The 17,668-nt window shown below is 61.6% G+C and carries 14 protein-coding genes and 2 pseudogenes; 9 read left to right on the forward strand and 7 right to left on the reverse strand.

Annotated elements, in window-relative coordinates; genetic code table 11:
- The 9 genes and pseudogenes from ACH107_RS21460 to ACH107_RS21500 form a co-directional block, all read left to right on the forward strand.
- Positions 1 to 193: pseudogene (locus ACH107_RS21460) on the forward strand (hypothetical protein); the annotation flags it as partial.
- 54 nt (positions 194 to 247) lie between these two features.
- The gene (locus ACH107_RS21465) at positions 248 to 541 is read left to right on the forward strand and encodes a hypothetical protein (RefSeq protein ID WP_412507537.1); all 294 of its coding nucleotides are present in this window, start codon (positions 248 to 250) and stop codon (positions 539 to 541) included.
- Positions 538 to 687: a hypothetical protein gene (locus tag ACH107_RS21470; RefSeq protein WP_412507538.1), complete on the forward strand. Its 150-nt coding sequence runs from the start codon at positions 538 to 540 to the stop codon at positions 685 to 687. Before ACH107_RS21465 ends, ACH107_RS21470 begins: the two co-directional genes overlap by 4 nt.
- Positions 684 to 1,325 (forward strand): lysozyme, encoded by a 642-nt coding sequence (locus tag ACH107_RS21475; RefSeq protein WP_412507539.1) that lies wholly within the window; start codon positions 684 to 686, stop codon positions 1,323 to 1,325. Before ACH107_RS21470 ends, ACH107_RS21475 begins: the two co-directional genes overlap by 4 nt.
- Positions 1,326 to 1,389: 64 nt before the next feature.
- Positions 1,390 to 1,521 (forward strand): hypothetical protein, encoded by a 132-nt coding sequence (locus tag ACH107_RS21480; RefSeq protein WP_412507540.1) that lies wholly within the window; start codon positions 1,390 to 1,392, stop codon positions 1,519 to 1,521.
- Positions 1,518 to 1,880 (forward strand): hypothetical protein, encoded by a 363-nt coding sequence (locus ACH107_RS21485; protein WP_412507541.1) that lies wholly within the window; start codon positions 1,518 to 1,520, stop codon positions 1,878 to 1,880. The genes ACH107_RS21480 and ACH107_RS21485 overlap by 4 nt, the downstream gene beginning before the upstream one ends.
- Positions 1,877 to 2,062 carry a hypothetical protein gene (locus ACH107_RS21490; RefSeq protein ID WP_412507542.1) on the forward strand — a complete coding sequence of 62 codons (186 nt, stop codon included), beginning with the start codon at positions 1,877 to 1,879 and terminating at the stop codon, positions 2,060 to 2,062. Before ACH107_RS21485 ends, ACH107_RS21490 begins: the two co-directional genes overlap by 4 nt.
- 65 nt (positions 2,063 to 2,127) lie before the next feature.
- Positions 2,128 to 2,298 carry a hypothetical protein gene (locus tag ACH107_RS21495; protein ID WP_412507543.1) on the forward strand — a complete coding sequence of 57 codons (171 nt, stop codon included), beginning with the start codon at positions 2,128 to 2,130 and terminating at the stop codon, positions 2,296 to 2,298.
- Between the two features lie 115 nt (positions 2,299 to 2,413).
- Complete coding sequence (locus ACH107_RS21500) at positions 2,414 to 5,494, forward strand: hypothetical protein (protein ID WP_412507544.1); 3,081 nt, start codon at positions 2,414 to 2,416, stop codon at positions 5,492 to 5,494.
- Between the two features lie 137 nt (positions 5,495 to 5,631).
- On the opposite strand, the gene ACH107_RS21505 is transcribed toward ACH107_RS21500, so the two are convergent.
- The 7 genes and pseudogenes from ACH107_RS21505 to ACH107_RS21535 all read right to left on the reverse strand — a co-directional run.
- The gene (locus ACH107_RS21505) at positions 5,632 to 6,825 is read right to left on the reverse strand and encodes a tyrosine-type recombinase/integrase (RefSeq protein ID WP_412507545.1); all 1,194 of its coding nucleotides are present in this window, start codon (positions 6,823 to 6,825) and stop codon (positions 5,632 to 5,634) included.
- A gap of 773 nt (positions 6,826 to 7,598) precedes the next feature.
- A complete protein-coding gene (locus ACH107_RS21510) occupies positions 7,599 to 9,578 on the reverse strand; it encodes a 3'-5' exonuclease (RefSeq protein WP_412507546.1) in 1,980 nt (659 codons plus the stop codon).
- On the reverse strand, positions 9,575 to 10,111 hold the full coding sequence (locus ACH107_RS21515) for a T4SS efffector SepA family protein (RefSeq protein WP_412507547.1): 537 nt from the start codon (positions 10,109 to 10,111) through the stop codon (positions 9,575 to 9,577). Before ACH107_RS21515 ends, ACH107_RS21510 begins: the two co-directional genes overlap by 4 nt.
- Position 10,112: 1 nt before the next feature.
- Positions 10,113 to 13,148: a site-specific DNA-methyltransferase gene (locus ACH107_RS21520; protein WP_412507548.1), complete on the reverse strand. Its 3,036-nt coding sequence runs from the start codon at positions 13,146 to 13,148 to the stop codon at positions 10,113 to 10,115.
- On the reverse strand, positions 13,145 to 13,864 hold the full coding sequence (locus tag ACH107_RS21525) for an NYN domain-containing protein (protein WP_412507549.1): 720 nt from the start codon (positions 13,862 to 13,864) through the stop codon (positions 13,145 to 13,147). Before ACH107_RS21525 ends, ACH107_RS21520 begins: the two co-directional genes overlap by 4 nt.
- Positions 13,865 to 13,994: 130 nt before the next feature.
- Positions 13,995 to 17,000 (reverse strand): BPTD_3080 family restriction endonuclease, encoded by a 3,006-nt coding sequence (locus ACH107_RS21530; protein ID WP_412507550.1) that lies wholly within the window; start codon positions 16,998 to 17,000, stop codon positions 13,995 to 13,997.
- Between the two features lie 311 nt (positions 17,001 to 17,311).
- Positions 17,312 to 17,574: pseudogene (locus ACH107_RS21535) on the reverse strand (IS256 family transposase); the annotation flags it as partial.
- Between the last annotated feature and the right edge of the window lie 94 nt (positions 17,575 to 17,668).

Here is a 17,668-nt window from a genome sequence, read left to right on the forward strand (position 1 = left end):
CAACCTGGCCGCCGCCGTGGCCGCCGGGCGCCTGTCCGACGCGGACCTGTCCGTCTACCAGGCCGGGCTGGCATGGGTCGATGACATGCGGGCCACGTGGAGAACGCTGGCCGCATCCGAGTTGGACCCCGACGACGATAGTAACTGGCCGGTTGAGCCGGACGGGTTGGCTGATCTGGCCGCCCGATTCTGAATTGAAGCCGTCAGCTTCTATGAGGCGGCGGTGCCCATTACGCGGGATTGAACGATGAAACCAATAGAGCACTGGATCGCACTGGCTGCGGCGATGGTATTTGTGGCCATGCAGCACAGAGAGAAACCGCGCATCGCTCGGGTGGTTATCGCCGGAATATCTGGCGGGATGGGGTATGCAATGTCTGGCGAAATCGCGCGGGTTGTCCCGTTCATCGGACAGGCCACCGCGATCGTGGTGGTGACTGCACTGATATATGCCTTTCTAGACACGGCAACCGCAATCATCGCTGATCGCTCGGCCATCGTCGCAGCAGCGCGCCGGCTGCTTGGTGGGAGGAGTGAATGAACCATACGAGGGAATCGATGCGGCGCGTATTCGCGCCTGGGGCTGTCATCCTTTGGTTGGCGTTGATCATCGCTGCGGTGATCGCCGACCGGATTGTTGGCGTTGAGCCGGTCGATCCAAAACTGCAGCGGGAGATGCGTGAATGAAAACGTCAGACAAAGGAATTCTCGAGATTGCGGCGCATGAGGGCATTGTGCCGGCACCGTACCGGGACAGCGTGGGAACGTGGACTTACGGCATCGGGCACACGGCTGCGGCCGGTTCCCCCGACCCCCAGGAAATGAATGGAGCCATGCCGGAAAACGTGGATGCGGCCCTTGCGCGTTGTATCAGGATCTTCCGCGACGACCTCAAGCAATACGAGGAGCGGGTGAGTGACGCCATATCTGTGCCGCTGGCGCAGCACGAGTTCGACGCGCTTGTGAGCTTCGATTTCAACACCTGCGGCATTTACCGGGCCGAATTGACGAAGGCGCTAAACCGGGGCCACCCCGACGCAGCCCGGCATTTCATGGGGTGGCTCAAGCCGCCCGAAATCCGCAAGCGCCGAATGGCCGAAATGCGCCTGTTCGAGACTGGCCAGTATGGCACCAGCGGCGAATTGATCGCGGTTTGGAAGACCGACAACGCCGGTCGACTCGACGGCATTCTGGACCGGGTTACGGGAACCGAGCTTCTGGCAATCATACGGCACAGCAATGTTCGGGATGAGCCGGCTCATTCGGGTTGGCTGGCCCGTATAATCAAGATGATCTTCGGCATGATCGAAAGGTGGAAGAAATGAACGGGCAGTTGCGCGGATCTTGATCCGCTATGGTGTTGGACTGGCACTTGGAGCCGCGTTCGGAATGACAAAGGGACTGGAAATCGGCGAGGCGCTGGCCTCGAACGCCGATGTTGTTTTCGTGGTAACGGCCTTGATCGCGGCCGCAACCGAGGCGGCGCGGAATATCGCGAAAAAGCGGGGCTGGACGCTATGATCGGCGCCGTCATGAAGTGGCTGACACGCGGTGTTCTCGACCGGGTTCTGTCAACGGTGGACAAGAAGCTGGACGCCGAGACTGACCGCGAGCGCATCAAGGGCGAGATCATAAAAGAGCATTATCGCTCGCGCGGTGACTGGATGCGCGCCGGCGGTTTCTGGTTGATGCTGGCCTTCGCTGCGCCTCTTGCCGCGTGGTGGTCGGCCATCCTGGCGTACAGCATTTTCTGGTGTGCCGATTGCGTGTTCCCGCAGGAATGGAGCATCGCAGCGCTGCCCGCGCCACTTGATGAATGGGCCGGTCTCATCGTGCTTTCCATCTTTGGAGTTCTTGGCGTGGATAGGATAAAAAGATGACGAAAAGACCATTCTACATACGTTCAGAGGGCAAGGTCAGCGTTTCCGGCACGGGGCGAATCGAGGTGAAGAATGAGGCCGGGGAGCTGTTGGCTGTCATCGAGCCGACGGCTGACGCACTCGAGCGCATCGGCCACGCTTGCCTTCATGCCAGCAAAGATCGGCGCTGGCGAAATGTTTGATCCCGTATCCCCCACATAATCCGCTGATTTCGCTGTCCTGACCGGGACTTGCGAAAAAGCCGTTGGTGCGCTTGGATAGGGGCTTTTATGGCCTGATTAGCCCTCGCTGCTTCCTCGCCGCGCTGAACATCACCGACACCGGCGACGGCGCGCAGATGAACGTGGACGGGCACCTGATCCTCGTGGAGAACGTGGCAGCGGCAAACCTGACGCTGGACGATTTCCAGTTCATCTGATAGTTGTATTAAGGTTTGCAGCGGGTTCACGCATCGGGTGGACCAAGCGACCCTGAAGTAAGCATAAGAAAAGCTCTGCGGTCGGAATGCGAGCCAGTATTTTGAAGGAGCTAGTATGAGTACTCTACCGATTCTCCTAGATATAGCCGTCACAGATGTCGTTGACGTGTCCTCGGGCAGCGGCGAACTGACATTAACAGCGACGGCAACCGACGATGACCTTGTGGATAGGGTCGTGTTCTATTTCGATGAAAGCCTGTCATACACGTTTGGCCCCGGGTCCAATGGCACCATTGGGTCCGGCTGGGACACCAATGATACAGCGAGCAACAGCTATACGGTTACCGACAGCACCGGGAACGGCACGATCAATATCGACCAAGTCTGGGTATACGACTCAACCGGAAACGTCGTTCGATACGATAGCGATGATCTGATCAATATGGACCTCGATACAGAGTTCGAGATTACAGGTGGGCGGGAACAGGACACACCTCCAAGTCTTTTAGATATAGCCGTCACAGATGTCGTTGACGTGTCCTCGGGCAGCGGCGAACTGACATTAACAGCGACGGCAACCGACGATGACCTTGTGGATAGGGTCGTGTTCTATTTCGATGAAAGCCTGTCATACACGTTTGGCCCCGGGTCCAATGGCACCATTGGGTCCGGCTGGGACACCAATGATACAGCGAGCAACAGCTATACGGTTACCGACAGCACCGGGAACGGCACGATCAATATCGACCAAGTCTGGGTATACGACTCAACCGGAAACGTCGTTCGATACGATAGCGATGATCTGATCAATATGGACCTCGATACAGAGTTCGAGATTACAGGTGGGCGAGATGTAGAAAATATCGCCAATACTCCGCCATCGGGAAATATACAAATCATAGGGTCTGCAGTCGAAGGCACCGAGTTGACCGCGGACACCTCCGCGCTGTCCGACGAAGACGGCCTCGGCGCGTTCAGCTACCAATGGTTGCGCGACGGCACGGCCATCGACGGGGCGACCGGCCAGAGCTACACGCTGACGCAGGACGATGTCGGGGCGGAGATGTCCGTGGCGGTGAGCTATACCGACGGCTTTGGCACCGAGGAGGAGGTGACCAGCGCCGTGACGGCGGCCGTGGAAAACGTCAATGACGCGCCGCAAGGCGAGGTGACCGTCAGTGGCAATGCGGTCGAGGATGCAGAACTAACTGCCGACGCCTCCGGGCTCTCCGACGCGGACGGGCTTGGCACGTTCAGCTACCAGTGGCTGCGTGACGGCACGCCCGTCGAAGGCGCGACCGGCGACAGCTACCCGCTCGGACAGGACGATGTCGGGGCGGAGATGTCTGTGACGGTGAGCTACACCGACGGCTTCGGCACCGAGGAGGAGGTGACCAGCGCCGCGACGGCGGCAGTAGAGAACGTGAACGACGCGCCGCAAGGCGAGGTGACCGTCAGCGGCGATGCGGTCGAGGATGCAGAACTAACTGCCGACGCCTCCGGGCTCTCCGACGCGGACGGTCTCGGCGCGTTCAGCTACCAGTGGCTGCGCGACGGCACGCCCGTCTCGGCCTCGGACGACGAGAGCTACACGCTGACGCAGGCCGATGTCGGGGCGGAAATGTCCGTGGCGGTGATCTATACCGATGGTTTAGGCGCTAGGGAAACCGTGACCAGTGCCGCGACATCTTCAGTGGAGAACGTGAACGACGCGCCGCGAGGCGAGGTGATCATCAGCGGTGATGCGTCCGAGGGCAACGAGCTGATGGCCGATGCCTCCGGGCGCTACGACGCTAACTCCCCCGGGCTCTTCGACGCGGACGGTCTCGGCGCGTTCAGCTACCAGTGGCTACGCGACGGCACGGCCATCGACGGGGCCACCGGAGAGAGCTACACGCTGACGCAAGAGGACGTCGGGGCGGCGATGTCCGTGGCGGTAAGCTACACTGACGGCTTCGGCACCGAGGAGGAGGTGACCAGCGCCGCGACGGCGGCCGTAGAGAACGTGAACGACGCGCCGCAAGGCACGGTGCTCGTCACCGGCGATGCGGTCGAGGATGCGGACCTGACGGCCGACGCCTCCGGGCTCTCCGACGAAGACGGCCTCGGCGCGTTCAGCTACCAGTGGCTGCGCGACGGCACGCCCGTCGAAGGCGCGACCGGCGAGAGCTACACGCTTCAGCCCGTCGACATTGGTGCTGCAGTCTCGGTAAGGGTCGGTTATACTGATGGAGAAGGCACAGACGAGGTGGTACGTTCCGCCGCATCGCCGGTCGCGCCGGCCGCCGGCACCGACGGCGCCGACATCATCACCGGCGGTCCAAGGGACGACCGACTCGAAGGTCTCGACGGGAATGATACGCTCAACGGCGGTGACGGTAACGACGCGCTGCTCGGCGGGGTTGGCAATGACGTGATCTACGGCGATGCCGGCGACGACAACATATCGTCGTCCGACGGCGCCGACGCGGCCAGCGGCGGTGACGGCGATGACCGGATGGGCGGCGGCCTAGGTGACGACGACATGCGCGGCGATGCCGGCGACGACTTCATGGGCGGCGGCCAGGGCAACGATGCCGTTGACGGCGGGGCCGACAACGACGTGGTGAACGGCGGCGCGGGCGATGACACGCTCGACGGCGGCACCGGCAGCGACACCATGGGCGGCAGCTTCAACAATGACGTCGTGAACGGCGGCGACGGCGACGACGACATGGGCGGCGGCGCCGGGCAGGACACCGTCGATGCCGGGGCCGGCAACGACAGCGTCGGCGGCGGCGAAGGCAACGACGAGATCGCGGGCGGCGACGGCGACGATTTCCTCGCCGGTGGCGGGCGCGACGACGTCATCGACGGCGGCGCCGGCACCGACTCGATCAACGGCGGCGACGGTGACGATACCATGACCGGCGGCGACGGGGAAGATCGCTTCGTCTTCAACTTCTTCAAGGACGGCGATGCCGACATCATCACCGACTACGAGGACGGGGTGGACGGCTTCCTCATCCGCACGATCAGCACGCTGGACGGCACGCCCAACATCGACAATGGCGGCAACGGCTTGCAGGGCTTCCTCGACGCGCTGAACATCAACGACACCGCCGACGGCGCGCAGATGAACGTGGACGGGCATATCGTCACGATCGAGAACGTCGCGGCGACCGACCTGACGCTTGGGGACTTCGCTTTCATCTAAGGGGCGCGTGTGGGCACTGGCAAAACGGACGGTGCCTGCATACGTCTGTGCCGTCCGCGCCTGGGCGAGAGACGGTTGGAGAAGTGCAGCCGGACCAAATAGCGAATTCCGCGTCAGATTATCCGGGAAAACCGGGTTCAGGATGACGCCGATCCGGACGTGACGAAATACGCCCATTGCTGCATCAGCGCGCGGCGTCGGTCCAGCAGGTCGGATCGAGCATACGATCGTTCCACCCGGCCCCCAATGACGTGTCCCAAGGCGGTTTCGGCCACGTCGTAGTTCGCCGCATCCGTATCCTGAACCCACGTCCGAAATGTCGACCGGAATCCGTGAGCGCGTCCGGCCTCCCCGAGCGTGTTCAGGGCCTTGCTCAATGCAACGTCAGTAATCGCGTTTTCGGGCTTGTATGATGGGAATAGCAGGTCCGTCGAAGCCGCTTCCTTGCACCTTGCCACGACCTCGAGGCTCGCGTCCGTGAGCGGGACGCGGAACGGCCGCGCCTTTCCCTCGCGTGCCTTCATTCGATCGGCGGGCACGGTCCAGACCGCATTCGCGGCATCAATTTCGGAGAATCTGGCCCACCTTACCGCCCCCGGCCGCATCACGGTCAGGATCACGAATTTGAGGCAGAGAACCGAGTAACCATAACCATCAAGCCGCCGCCAGAGCGCGGGCATATCTTGCCATGGCGTTGCGGTGATCGGCGCGGTCTCATGCCTGACCTCCCCGAGCATGTGACGCGCCGCTTCCACCAGAAAGGGGTCAACGTCGTATCCCATGAACCGGGCCTGTCGCATGACAATACCCGTGCGCTGCAATGCCTTTTCCGCTGTCGGATGCTTTGATTGCCAGATGGGCGCCAAGGCTTTGTGCAGGTCGCGCTGGTGGATTCGAGTTATCGACATGCTGCCTATTTTCGGGATGACGTGCAGACGTAGCGGCGACCACCAGCGTCCTCTTTTCCCGTCTTCGCGCAGCCCCGCCTTCCGGGCCTCAAAGACCATTTCCGCGACCTCTGCAAAGGTCGGCTCATCTTGCTGCATTTCTGCGCGCTGGGCGTCGATTTCGCGATCTCGCTCGGAGATCGGATCACGCCCATGGGCAAGCACCGCGGCCCACTTGTCCCGTGCCGCGCGCGCCTGCGCCAGCGTGATCGCATCGAGGCCGCCCAGCCCCATTTCGCGCCGGCGCCCACCGAAGGAATACCGCCATAGCCAACGGCCGCCGTGTTCAGTCTTGTGCAGGATGAGGCCGCCGCCGTCTTGATGACGGCCCGGGCGGGCCTTGCGCACCTGCACCGCTGTCAGAATGTTTTTACCCCGCGCCATTCTCAGCCCCCCGTCCGGTTTTGCCGTTGATCGTGTTCGCGCCGTGCCTGGGCGTGGAGCCAGCCGTGCCGCCAGCATTCCCATGGACCGGGGTAATGGTCGCCGTATACTATCTTCTCATCGTGGGGATTGTTTTCGATCGGCACGCCCGCCCGGTAGGCTTCCTGGCCGGCAAGAAAGGGTGGACGTTCGCCGGCACTTGTTTCAAGTCTGCTTTCCATAATTCTCGGCCTCAATCACGTTGTAAGCGTCGGGCTCTCTGCCCGGGGGTTGGGGCGCCCCACAATGCGCCCCCATTGCGTGTGCGATGGGGTGCAGCATATGTATACAACATGAGACACTTAATCAAAGCGTTCGTTCAATAAAAATGGCCTGATTGAACAGAATGAAACAACCCGAAACAAGATTGTGGTGTACTCTGGGGGCACCACAAAAATTCCGTAGGCAATTCATAATCAACGATAAATTTCACGGCCGACTCGCGCGCATCCACCTAATTATTCACCCTTTTCCGTTTGCTAGTCGGCTCCGTGCCCTGCTCCATCATGGCATTGAAGGTGCGCTCCAGTAATTACCGTCTGCCCCTTTTACACCGCAGTCGCTAGAAAGGCTTTAAGGTTCGAATAGTCCCGCGCACCGGTTTCGAGAAAGGACCCAGATTGTTGCCCGCGGTCTGCCGTCATTCAGCCGCGCCCTTCAAGTCAGCAGCCAGGGTCTGCAGAGCCAATTGATGTGAAAGGTCTTGGAAATTGCCTCGAGCCAAGCAACGTCAGTTACTGTAACAAATCCCCAAAGAACTCTGACACCGGGTTCACCCCAGACATCCAAAGGTGATCGCGGGCGCGAGATGCCGCAATGTAGAGAAGGTGGCGCTCTGTATTCATGATCTCGTCGAGGCGAGCCTCGTCATTCGCTGATAGCAAACGCTCCTCGAGCGGGACGGTATCCTGATCGAGCGCCAGCACCGCGACTGCGCGGTATTCAGCCCCTTTTGCCTCGTGCATGGGTATTACCTTGACTGGCAACATCGGCGCGATGTCGGCAACGAGGCTGGACGTGCGGACAAGGCAGACGACGTCGTGGTTCTGAACATCGGCTTGCACGAGGTTCTCGAGCCATGCATTGACCGCCTCCATCTCGTCCGCACGCGTGTCGAAGCCGTGCACCTCGGGAGCAGCCCCATCGAAGACCGAGGTGACGCCAAGGCGGTTGTCCTCGGTTCCATCCGGCTCGACGAGTGTTTCTGGCAAGAGATCATCGCTGTAGCGGCGGATTTGATGGGATGTCCGGTAGTTCACCTTGAGGCTGCGGGACCGTCCCCGGATCTCGACCCCTGTTGCGGCCCATGGGAACGGGGCGCGGAAGATACGTTGACCGATGTCTCCGGCAAAGAACAGGCCGTTCTCGGCGCCGCCGAGGGCTTGGCCAAGCAATCGAAGCTCGGGCACGGAAATATCCTGCGCCTCGTCGATCACGGCGTGGGTGAACGGGAACGCCCGCGTCTCAGTGAGGTCATGGGCCAGTTGCGCCTTGGTCTTCATGCCCTGCGCGCTAAGCGCGGCGCGCACGTGCTCGAAGATCGCCCAGGCCGCATCGCGCCGCGCGGCGAGCATCCGGACCTTGCGGCCGAGGCGCGGCAGGTCGCGATAGGTGTCGAGGTCCCGGATATCCCAGGCATCCACGACGAGGCTCCACTCGTCGTACAGGAAATCGGTGGTGAACCGTGCATCGCCTTCCGCGGCACCATCCTGCAGAAGCGCGCGTATCCCGTCCTCGGACGCGACAGAAGTTTCTCCAAACCGCTCGGCGTGCATCTCCGCGATCAAGGGACCGAGCGCCTTGACGGTTATTCGCGCCTGCACGTCTTCGCCTGCCAGCAGGGGCAGTTTCCGGGCCAGCCCCTCGGCCAACCCCGCATTGAACGTTGTCAGCAGCACCCGCGCGCCCGGGTCTTGCGCCAGACGCAAAGCGCGGTGCAGGGCGACAACCGTCTTGCCGGTCCCGGCCGAGCCGATCACCCGGGCGGGGCCGTTGAAATCGCGATCGACGTATTCGCGCTGCGCGGGGTGCAGGTAGACGGCCCAACGTTCCCACGGGGCCTCCAGCGCGGCGCGCAGCTCGTCCACATTCTCCATGACGCGGAAGCGGCGGCCGGCATCGGGATGGGCGAAGGGGTCCGCCCCCTCGACCGGCGCGGCAGGCTGCGGCCGTCCGCCCGTCGCGGCCTGCAACAGCGCCTCACCCGCCTCGGCGGGCAGGTGGCCTGCGATGTCGAGCACGGTGTCCTCGGTCGCATCCCGCACCACGTCGAGCCAGTCCTCGGGCACGCCCCAGGACAGGAGTGCATCGTTGGCCTCTGCCTCGAACAAACGCGGCTTGTGCACGGCCTCCTCGACGTAGCGCTGGATCACCACCTCCTCGACCGTCTCGCGGATCTCGACGATCTGCATGGCGCCGGTGCGTGGGTGGCTTTCCAGTCGCCGCCGCTCGGCCCAGGCATAGGCGTCGTCATGGTGGCCGACCCAAGCCAGAAGCGTGTCGCCGCCAGTCTTGTGCAGCACGAGGCGGATGTCGCGATTGACCCGCGCGGTCCAGAACCCCTTGTCGCGCGCCCGATCCACGCGGTGCAGGCTGAGGCCCGGATTGTCCGGGCTCATCTGCAGGTCAAAGGCCGCGGTCTTGGCCGCCTTCGGCTCCTGCGCGGTGAGCCGGGCGAGGCTGTCGGAGAAGCTGTCGGCGATGCGGAAGGTCATGGGTTGTGTATCAACCGCCCCGCCATTCCAGGAAAAGCGGCTTCGTCTTTGGTTCTCCAGCGAAATTCTATTTCAACAGGCACACTGAGAGCCTTTCCGAGTTCCCCTATATGTCTTGCGGCATATACCGCTGAAACGCCCTGATAAGATAATCCCAATGATGGAATGTGCTTGTAACCCTCATCTGTTTTTTCACCATCGGCAATGTTGATCGCCGCGACTCGTCGGATTTCGGCTATTCCTCCCAGTCTTTGGTGTGCAACTTCAATTGCCTGAGCGAGAAGGCCGTTCCACGTTGCCGCATTTGCTGCGACTCCGGAAAAAGTTCCTGTCACAAATTTCGTATGTGACAAATTCGGAAGATTGGAGAAATCGAATGTCTTGACCTCTTCTGATGATTTTGCTGGCGCGGGCTTGGTATAATCCTCAAGAAAGTCATCAAGAACTTTCGTTATGACGTCCTTGATCTCGAAGATTCCGGCCAGCTCGCGCAGACGTTTCAAGTCTTCTTCTTTCACTTCAACATATGGCATCTCAAACCCCCATCACCTTCATCACTTCATCCCCCAGATGGTTGATCACCTTCACCGCGATCCGGCCCGACTCCGGGCGCGCGAACGGCCGCGACACCGTGCGTTTCAGGCTGTCCCATGCCTCCTGATCGATCTCGCCTTTGATCGTCGTCTTGAGCTGCTTGTAGGGCACCTCGGCGCCCGGGAAATAGGCGTGGCGGACGAAGAAGGACTCCTCGTTGTAGTCGGTGTCGATGAACCAGCAGGCGATGTCGTCGGGCTCGGACGCCACCACCTCGCCGGTGGCGGGCTTGAAGATGTCGACGCCGCGCAGCTCCACGCGATACATGCCGTCCTCTTCGCGCAGCTCGATATCCGGCTCGCCGAAGACCACGAAAAGGTTGCCGCCCCCGGCCTTCAAATCATCGGCCATGTGCAGGTCGGGGTTCATCCGGGCTTGAAGGATCGGCACGCGGCCCAGCTTGCGGAACTCGGCCGTATGGGCATCGAAGTTGAAGGCGCAGGCGATGACGATGTCGAAGCCCGCCTCAGATGCCTCGCGCGCGGCGGCGACCAGATCGGCGCGTTGCACGGTGCCGTATTCGGGGCCGATGAAGATGGCGGCGCGGCGTTCGGTTTCCCCCTCCATGTAGCGGCCCTCGGCGCTGATCCATTCGCCGGGCCAGGGGGTCAGGCTGTCAAAGGCGATGGCGTCGTCGCGCCCCGATTGCTGCACCCCGGCCTTGGACAGGTTCTCGAGGATCGCCTCGCGGTAATTTTTGGCCTCCTGCGCGCCGGGCTCGCGGGTGCCTTGCGCCGCGTCATGCTCGTCGATGATCTCGCCATATTCGTTCACCGCCTGCGTGCGGTGGGGCGAGAGGCTCTCGACCGTGAAGGGGCCGGCGACGCGAACCCGCTTATTTTCCTCATAGGGCTTGTCGTAAAGGTATTCGTGAACGGCCTTGGTGGCGATGCTGGCGTCGATTTCCTTTTGGCGGGCGATGCGGGCCTGCCAGAAGGACTCCAGCGCCTGCTTGGCTGCTTCGGGCCACGCAGTTACGGGGCGTTTCGGCAGGGTGTCGAAGTCCCAAGAGGTGCCACGAACGGTGTTGAGCTGTGTGAGTGCCTCCTCGGCCTTGCGCTGCTTTGCCGGGGACAGCTCATCGGACATGGTTCGGGCGAGGGCGTGCAGGTCCCGCTGCGCCTGGGGCCAAGGCGTGCCGGGCTCGCGCGGTATCTCCCATTCCATGAAACCATTCGCCGGGGCCATTTCCCCCGAGGGCAGTTCAACCTCGCCGGAGGCGGTGAAGTCGATGTTCTGCCCTGCGCGCCCGCCAGTGTCGATCGGGAACGGGTCAGTCTGCCCTTGCAGGGCGGTGTTGAGCTGGTGCCGAGCCTCTTCGACGGCGGGCTGCATCGCCTCCCAGATCGTGTCGATCTCGGTGTTGTTGGCGATGCTTTTCAGCGTGATGTGGGGCACGCGGTTGTAGACGAAGCCGTGGCGGATGTCGCCATAGGTGGCGTGGGTGGCGGGGCTGCTGCGCGTCACCTCGGCCTCTTTCCTCTGCCCCTCGTCGGAATCCTTGAGCAGATACCAGGGGTATTTCGCGCCCATGATGCGGGCGCGGGCGAGAGCGAGCGCCACGCGGGAGGTGTCGATGGTGATCCAGCGCCGCCCCCATTGCTCGGCCACGTAAGCGGTGGTGCCGGAGCCGCAGGTAGGATCGAGCACGAGGTCGCCGGGATCGGTGGTCATGAGGAGGCAGCGTTTTATCACTTCGGTTGCTGTCTGAACAACATAGAGCCGCTCAGTGCCAATCTGTGTGGACTCCCAGCGGTCGGTCATCGGCAACATAGGAACATCTCCGACAAAGCGACGATAACGAATAGTGTTCTTTGTTCCTTCTATTCTTGACGCTTTGCTGAGTCTCGAAAGCCCAACAGCCCTAGTCTTCCAATGGGTTCCTTTTCGAATGCTTTCAATCGCTCCTCGGAATACAAACTCTCGGGAAGCATTTTCAGATTCACCGTCAGAATAGAGAGGGAAGAGTTGATACCTTTTGTATAGGTCTAGATGCGCGTCGTTGGCCTTTTCTGCCTTTGATAGGCTGCGATAATCGAAGGCAGCCTCTTCATACTGGTCGTAACGATCCAGCGAGGTATGGCCAGAACGCCTTGGCAACATCAATCGTCGATATTTTGTAGAATCTTTGGCCTTTCCATACCAGACCACATAATCAACCGTGTTGCTGATGAAGTTCCCTTCGATACCGCCGGTCTTCTGAAAAGCTACTAGCGATAGAAAATTCTCCTCTCCGAACACCTCATCCATCAGCGCCCGCACCCGGTGGACGTTTTCGTCCCCGATCTGGACGAAGCAGGAGCCGCTCTCGGTCAGCAACTCCCGCGCCACCACCAATCGATCTCGCAGGTATTGCAGGTAGGAATGGATGCCATCGCGCCAGGTGTCGCGAAAGGCCTTCACCTGCTCGGGCTCACGGGTCAGATGCGCCAGCTTGCCGTCCTTCACATCGCGCGAGGTGGTGGACCACTGGAAGTTGGAGTTGAACCTGATGCCGTAGGGCGGGTCGATATAGATCGCCTGCACGCTGTTTTTCAGCCCCTCCCGCTCGGCGAGGCTGGCCATCACCTGCAGCCCGTCGCCCAGGATCATCCGGTTCGACCAGCGGGTGGCGTGGCGGTAGAACTCCACCTCGGCCTCGGCATCCTCATCGGTCACGCCGAAATGATCGAAGAGATCGGCGCCGGAGCCTTCGCCGTTGCGCTGGTTGCCCTTGCGCAAATCCTCGATGATCGCCTTGGGGTGCACCTGTTCCTGCAGGTAGAGCGGCGGGGCGTCGGCGGTGACTTGGGTCGCGTCGATGTCCTTGCCCCGCCAGACCAGTTGCGGATCGAGGTCCGGGTTGCGCTGCTCATAGGCGACCTTGATCGGCCGGGCATCGTTCGGGTCCATCATCGGCGCGAGTTCCGGCGTGGGGATGTTCACCCGGTCGTCGGGGTGGGTGATGGGCTCGACAGGGGTTTTCTTTTCGGTCATTGGTCGGCCTCACCATTTTTTTGCAAATCGCGTTTCGGGTTCGGAAAGCCGGAATAGACGCCGTCTATATGCTCGAAGAGATCGGCGCCGACCTTCTGCCACAGCGGATCGAGTATTATCTTCAACCCCTCACGCCTTGCCAGCTTGGCCGCCGGTACGAAATCGGCATCCCCCGCGACCAGAACGATCGTGTCCGCCTGACCCTTCAGCGTGATCGACGCGATATCGAGCCCGATGCGCATATCGACGGCCTTCTGCCGGAATGTCGGGCGAAAATCGTCGTCAGTCAGATCGGAGAAGTCGCGGCGCCCCGACTGCAGAGACTTGAGCACCCTAGGCTTGAGTTCCCAGAGGCTTTCCGTGTCTCGCCTCAGCTCCCCGAGGCGCACTGCCATGTTGGATGTGCGGCGGAGATTCTCGTGAAGCGCCAGCTGGAACTTGGCAATATCGGTCTTGCTGTAGTCTATACCGCGCCCCGAGATCGGCCGATGCCCCTTTTCCAGGTAAGGTGCCGCGTCATAGTAGAATGCACGATACAAAAGGCTTCGGGAGTGCGGCAGGCGCGCGATCTTGTTGATCCGTTTCAGATGGGAGGTCACAAGCCGCTTGACGGCGGTGCTGGCCGTGGTGGGATCGCCTGTATCAATCCGTGGCTGGACGGCGGGCAGCCGACGCATGAAGTAGCCGCCATCGACGAGGATCGCGACGCGGCTCATGGCTGCCACCGAAGAAACGAAAAAGCCCCTAGGGGTCGGCCTCGGTCTGGATCGGTGACCGTGCTTACTGCCAAGGGGCGGATGTGTTGCATGTAGCCACAAGCCATGCCGGATTTCAAGATTTTTGTGGTCATGCGGGCTCTCCTTCCAGCATGTCGGTGATGGCTGCATCGAGATCCGGGCCGAAATCATGCACGCTGCGCAGCTCGGCAAAGCCCCACCGGCCAAAGCTGCCCAGCCGGTTGACCGCCGGCACCCATTTGCCCCGCATCGTGTCGGCCTTGAGCATGGCGTCATGGCCGCGATAGCCCTTGACCTCGACCACCAGCGTGGTGGGCTCGGGCGTGTCCAGCCGGATCAGGAAATCGGGCAGGTAGGTGCGCGGCTCGCCCTCCAGCAGGTAGGGGATTTCCAGCCCGAGATTGTGGTTCTTGGCGTAGGACAGCACGCGCGGGTGGTCCTCGATCTGGGCGGCGAGCTTGTCCTCCCAGTCGCTGTCGGTGATGATCCAGTTGATGTGGGATTTGTCCGGGCGGGCCTGGTAGCGCGTTGATTTCGAGGTGTTGAAGTTGACGCCCATGGTGGAGCCGGTCGGGTTGTAGGGGTCGAGCACCGCACGCAGGATCTTCTCGCCGCCGGGCTTGTCGATCAGTGCGCCGAAGATGATGTCGCAGACCTCGTCGGCCAGTTCGCGGTAGAGAAGCTGGGCGGGGACGGTATCGCCTTTGCAGACAAGGTGGCCCTCGGTCAGCCATTGGTTGACGATGCGCTTGGCCGCCGGGAAGAGGTGCATGCGCGGAGCCTCGTTCGCGTCGCGCAGCTTCTCGAAGATCATGTGCTTGGCGATATGGGTGGCGATGGTCGATTGCCGCTGCGCCTTGAGGTAGTCGAGCGTGAGCTTTTCCGCCTCGCCCACGATGCCCTGCATGGTGACGACGGTGGCAGAGACCTTTTCGGGCGTCAGCACGTAAGGCTCCAGCCCCGAGAAATCGGCATCCAGCCGGTCGGGGGGCAGGTCGGCGGTATAGCCCTGCACGCGGGGGAAGGTGATTTCCAACGCGTCGCGCTCTGGGCTGATAGCGCGGACATTGACCACGTCGCGCGGGGGCTGCGGCGGGGCAACGCGCGGCCCGTCGGAGAAGTTCAGCCCGTCAATGCCGAGGATGTCGGCGTATTCGGTGCGAAAGAGCCCGTCCTCGCCGGTGTCATAGGACAGGCGCCGCAGGGCACGGCCGATTACCTGCTCGCAGATCAGCTTGGTGCCGAAGGCGCGCAGGCCGAGGATATGGGTGACGTTGTTGGCGTCCCAACCCTCGGTCAGCATCGAGACCGAGACGACGCAGCGCACCTGTTCGCCGAGCCGGTCTTTCTTGCCGACGGTGTTCATCACCTCGCGGAGGATGTCGGCGTCGGAGATGTCGCCGCCCATGTTGCGCTCGGCCTGTTCGCGGCGAAACGCCTCGATCTCGTCGGTGTGGTCGTCGCGGAAAGACTTGTCGATGTCGCCACCTGCCTCGAGCGTGGCGCTGTCGATCAGGACCGTGCGTGGGCGCGGCAAGCGTTCGAGATCGGTCGAGAAGTTGGAGAAGAGCGGGCATTTTCCCGGGACGGTCTCGAGATTGCCCTCGGAATCTTCGCGCTCGTAGCCGGCCATGTAGTCGCGCAGAAGCTGGGAGTTCGCGGTGTTGTTGCAGACAACAATGAAGACCGGCGGGATGCCCACCTGTTCTTCCCGCCACAGTTTGAAGGTCTTCTCGTAATGGCCGTAGAGCGCGTCGATCGCCGATTTCAGTTCGATGGGAAGCTTCTGCGGGTCCGGCGGTGTGCCCTTGGCCTTCTTGGGCATCTTCTTTCCGATGGCTTTCCACAGATCGCGGTAAAGAGGCTCGGGATGGCCGGGAACATTATCAGCCACTGGCACGCGGGGCAGCTTGACGATGCCGCATTCGATGGCGTCCATCAGTGAAAAGTCGGAAACCACCCAAGGGAAAAGCACACCTTCGGGCCAGCCTGAGCCCGAGAGGAAGAACGGCGTGGCCGAGAGATCATAAACGGCTTGTAGCCCCAGCTTGCGCTTGGCCGCCTCGATCCCGGAGATCCAGAGCCGGGCCGCTTCGCGGTTGGCTTTCGCCTCTTCCCGAGCATCGCCGGTCAGTTTCTCGGCCTCCGCTTCCGGCCTTTCCCGATAGCAATGGTGGGCCTCGTCGTTGATCACCATGATCCGCCCAAGCCCCATCAATTCGGGCATGACCCGCTGAATCATCTGGCCTTCGGTCTCGAGCGTCACGAGATCCTCGCCATGACCTTCCAGCGCGGCACGCGTTCCCTTGGTGAGCTGCACCTTCTCGCGCAGCTTGAAGGCGTGGTAATTCGTCAGCACGATCTGGGCGCGCTGCATGTCCTGCATCAGGTCGCCGGGAACGAGGTTGATCCGGCGGTAATAATTGTCCGCATCGTTGGGCAGGAGCACCCGCAGGCGGTCTCGGATCGTGATCCCTGGCGTGACGATAAGAAAGCCACGCGTGAAGGTCTTGGAATTCGCGCTGCGCACGGCATTGAGTGTCTGCCAGGCGATCAGCATCGCCATCACCGTGGTCTTGCCCGCACCGGTGGCGAGTTTCAGCGCGATCCGGAACAGGTCCGGGTTGGCCGCGTCATTCGCCGCTTCCAGACGCGCCTTGAATCGCTTGCCCCTTGCGCCGAGCTTCGGCGCAACCTCGGCCAGCCAGATCGCCACCTCGACCGCCTCTAGCTGACAAAAGAAGGGGCGGATGGTCTGGCTTTCGTCGGTTTGCAGGGCACGCCAGTGCTGCAAGAGCCGCTGCGTCGTGGGCGAAACCTGCCACTGCGCCGGGTTCGGCAGCGCGCGCCAGACATCCACCTCGCGCCGGATCTCGTTGACGAATTCGGTGACGTTGAAGTCGATGCCCAGGCCACCCAATCCCTCGGCGCTCAAGTCCAGCTCGTCTTGCTGGTGGCCCTTGCGGCTTTTGGATTGCGGCATTGCCGCGATGAGGTCCGAGCGCCGGCGTGTATCGATGACCCTGTCCGTCGGTCGCCCCTCGCCATCGAGCTCCCAATGGCGGGTCGGCATGGTATAGGGCGTGTTGAGAATGGGTTTTTCGAAAAATGACATTGCGGTGGTCCAATATTTCATCGAGCTATATAGCAAAATTCGTCTTGGCTGAGAGACCAAAACCGTACCATGGCCGAGGATCATGGTTAACAGGATTGGACCCGACGCGACGCAGGAATTCCCTCGGACAGGCTGACCGTCTCAAGTGGTCCGGGGTATAGCCTTCGTGCCGACTTACGAGCCTATCAAGGTTCTTGCTTCTCAAATCGTTCATTGCTGTCCCTGACTTTTACCGCCCAGGATGTGCCGTCAGATTGGAGATCGCAATAGTCTGCTATGAGCTATGCGGGATTTTGGGTGATGCGGCTTGATCAAGCGGCGCGGTTTTCGGTGTCGTTTGCGGCGACACCGTCGGTGAATGTGACGCCTTCGATGACCAAAGGCAACTGGTTCGCCTCTTTGAGCCGGCGCCACGTCTTGGCGGCGGCCTGAACAAGCTTGAAGACCATGAGCTTCGCCGTTTTCTGCGACAGTGCGCCCTTGGTTCTCACGGTCCGGTGGCGAAAACGCTTTCGATGGGGTTGCCGGTGCGCAGATGATCCCAATGCACGGCGGGGAAGTCGTAGAAGGCTAGTGGTTTGATCGGATCAAAAGAGTCCAACTATGGGATTCCGTTTTGTGGTTTGGCATGCGAGTCTGGCGCATGCGCAAAGGTATCTCCTTCACCC

The sequence above is a fragment of the Roseovarius halophilus (ex Wu et al. 2025) genome (assembly GCF_047086965.1).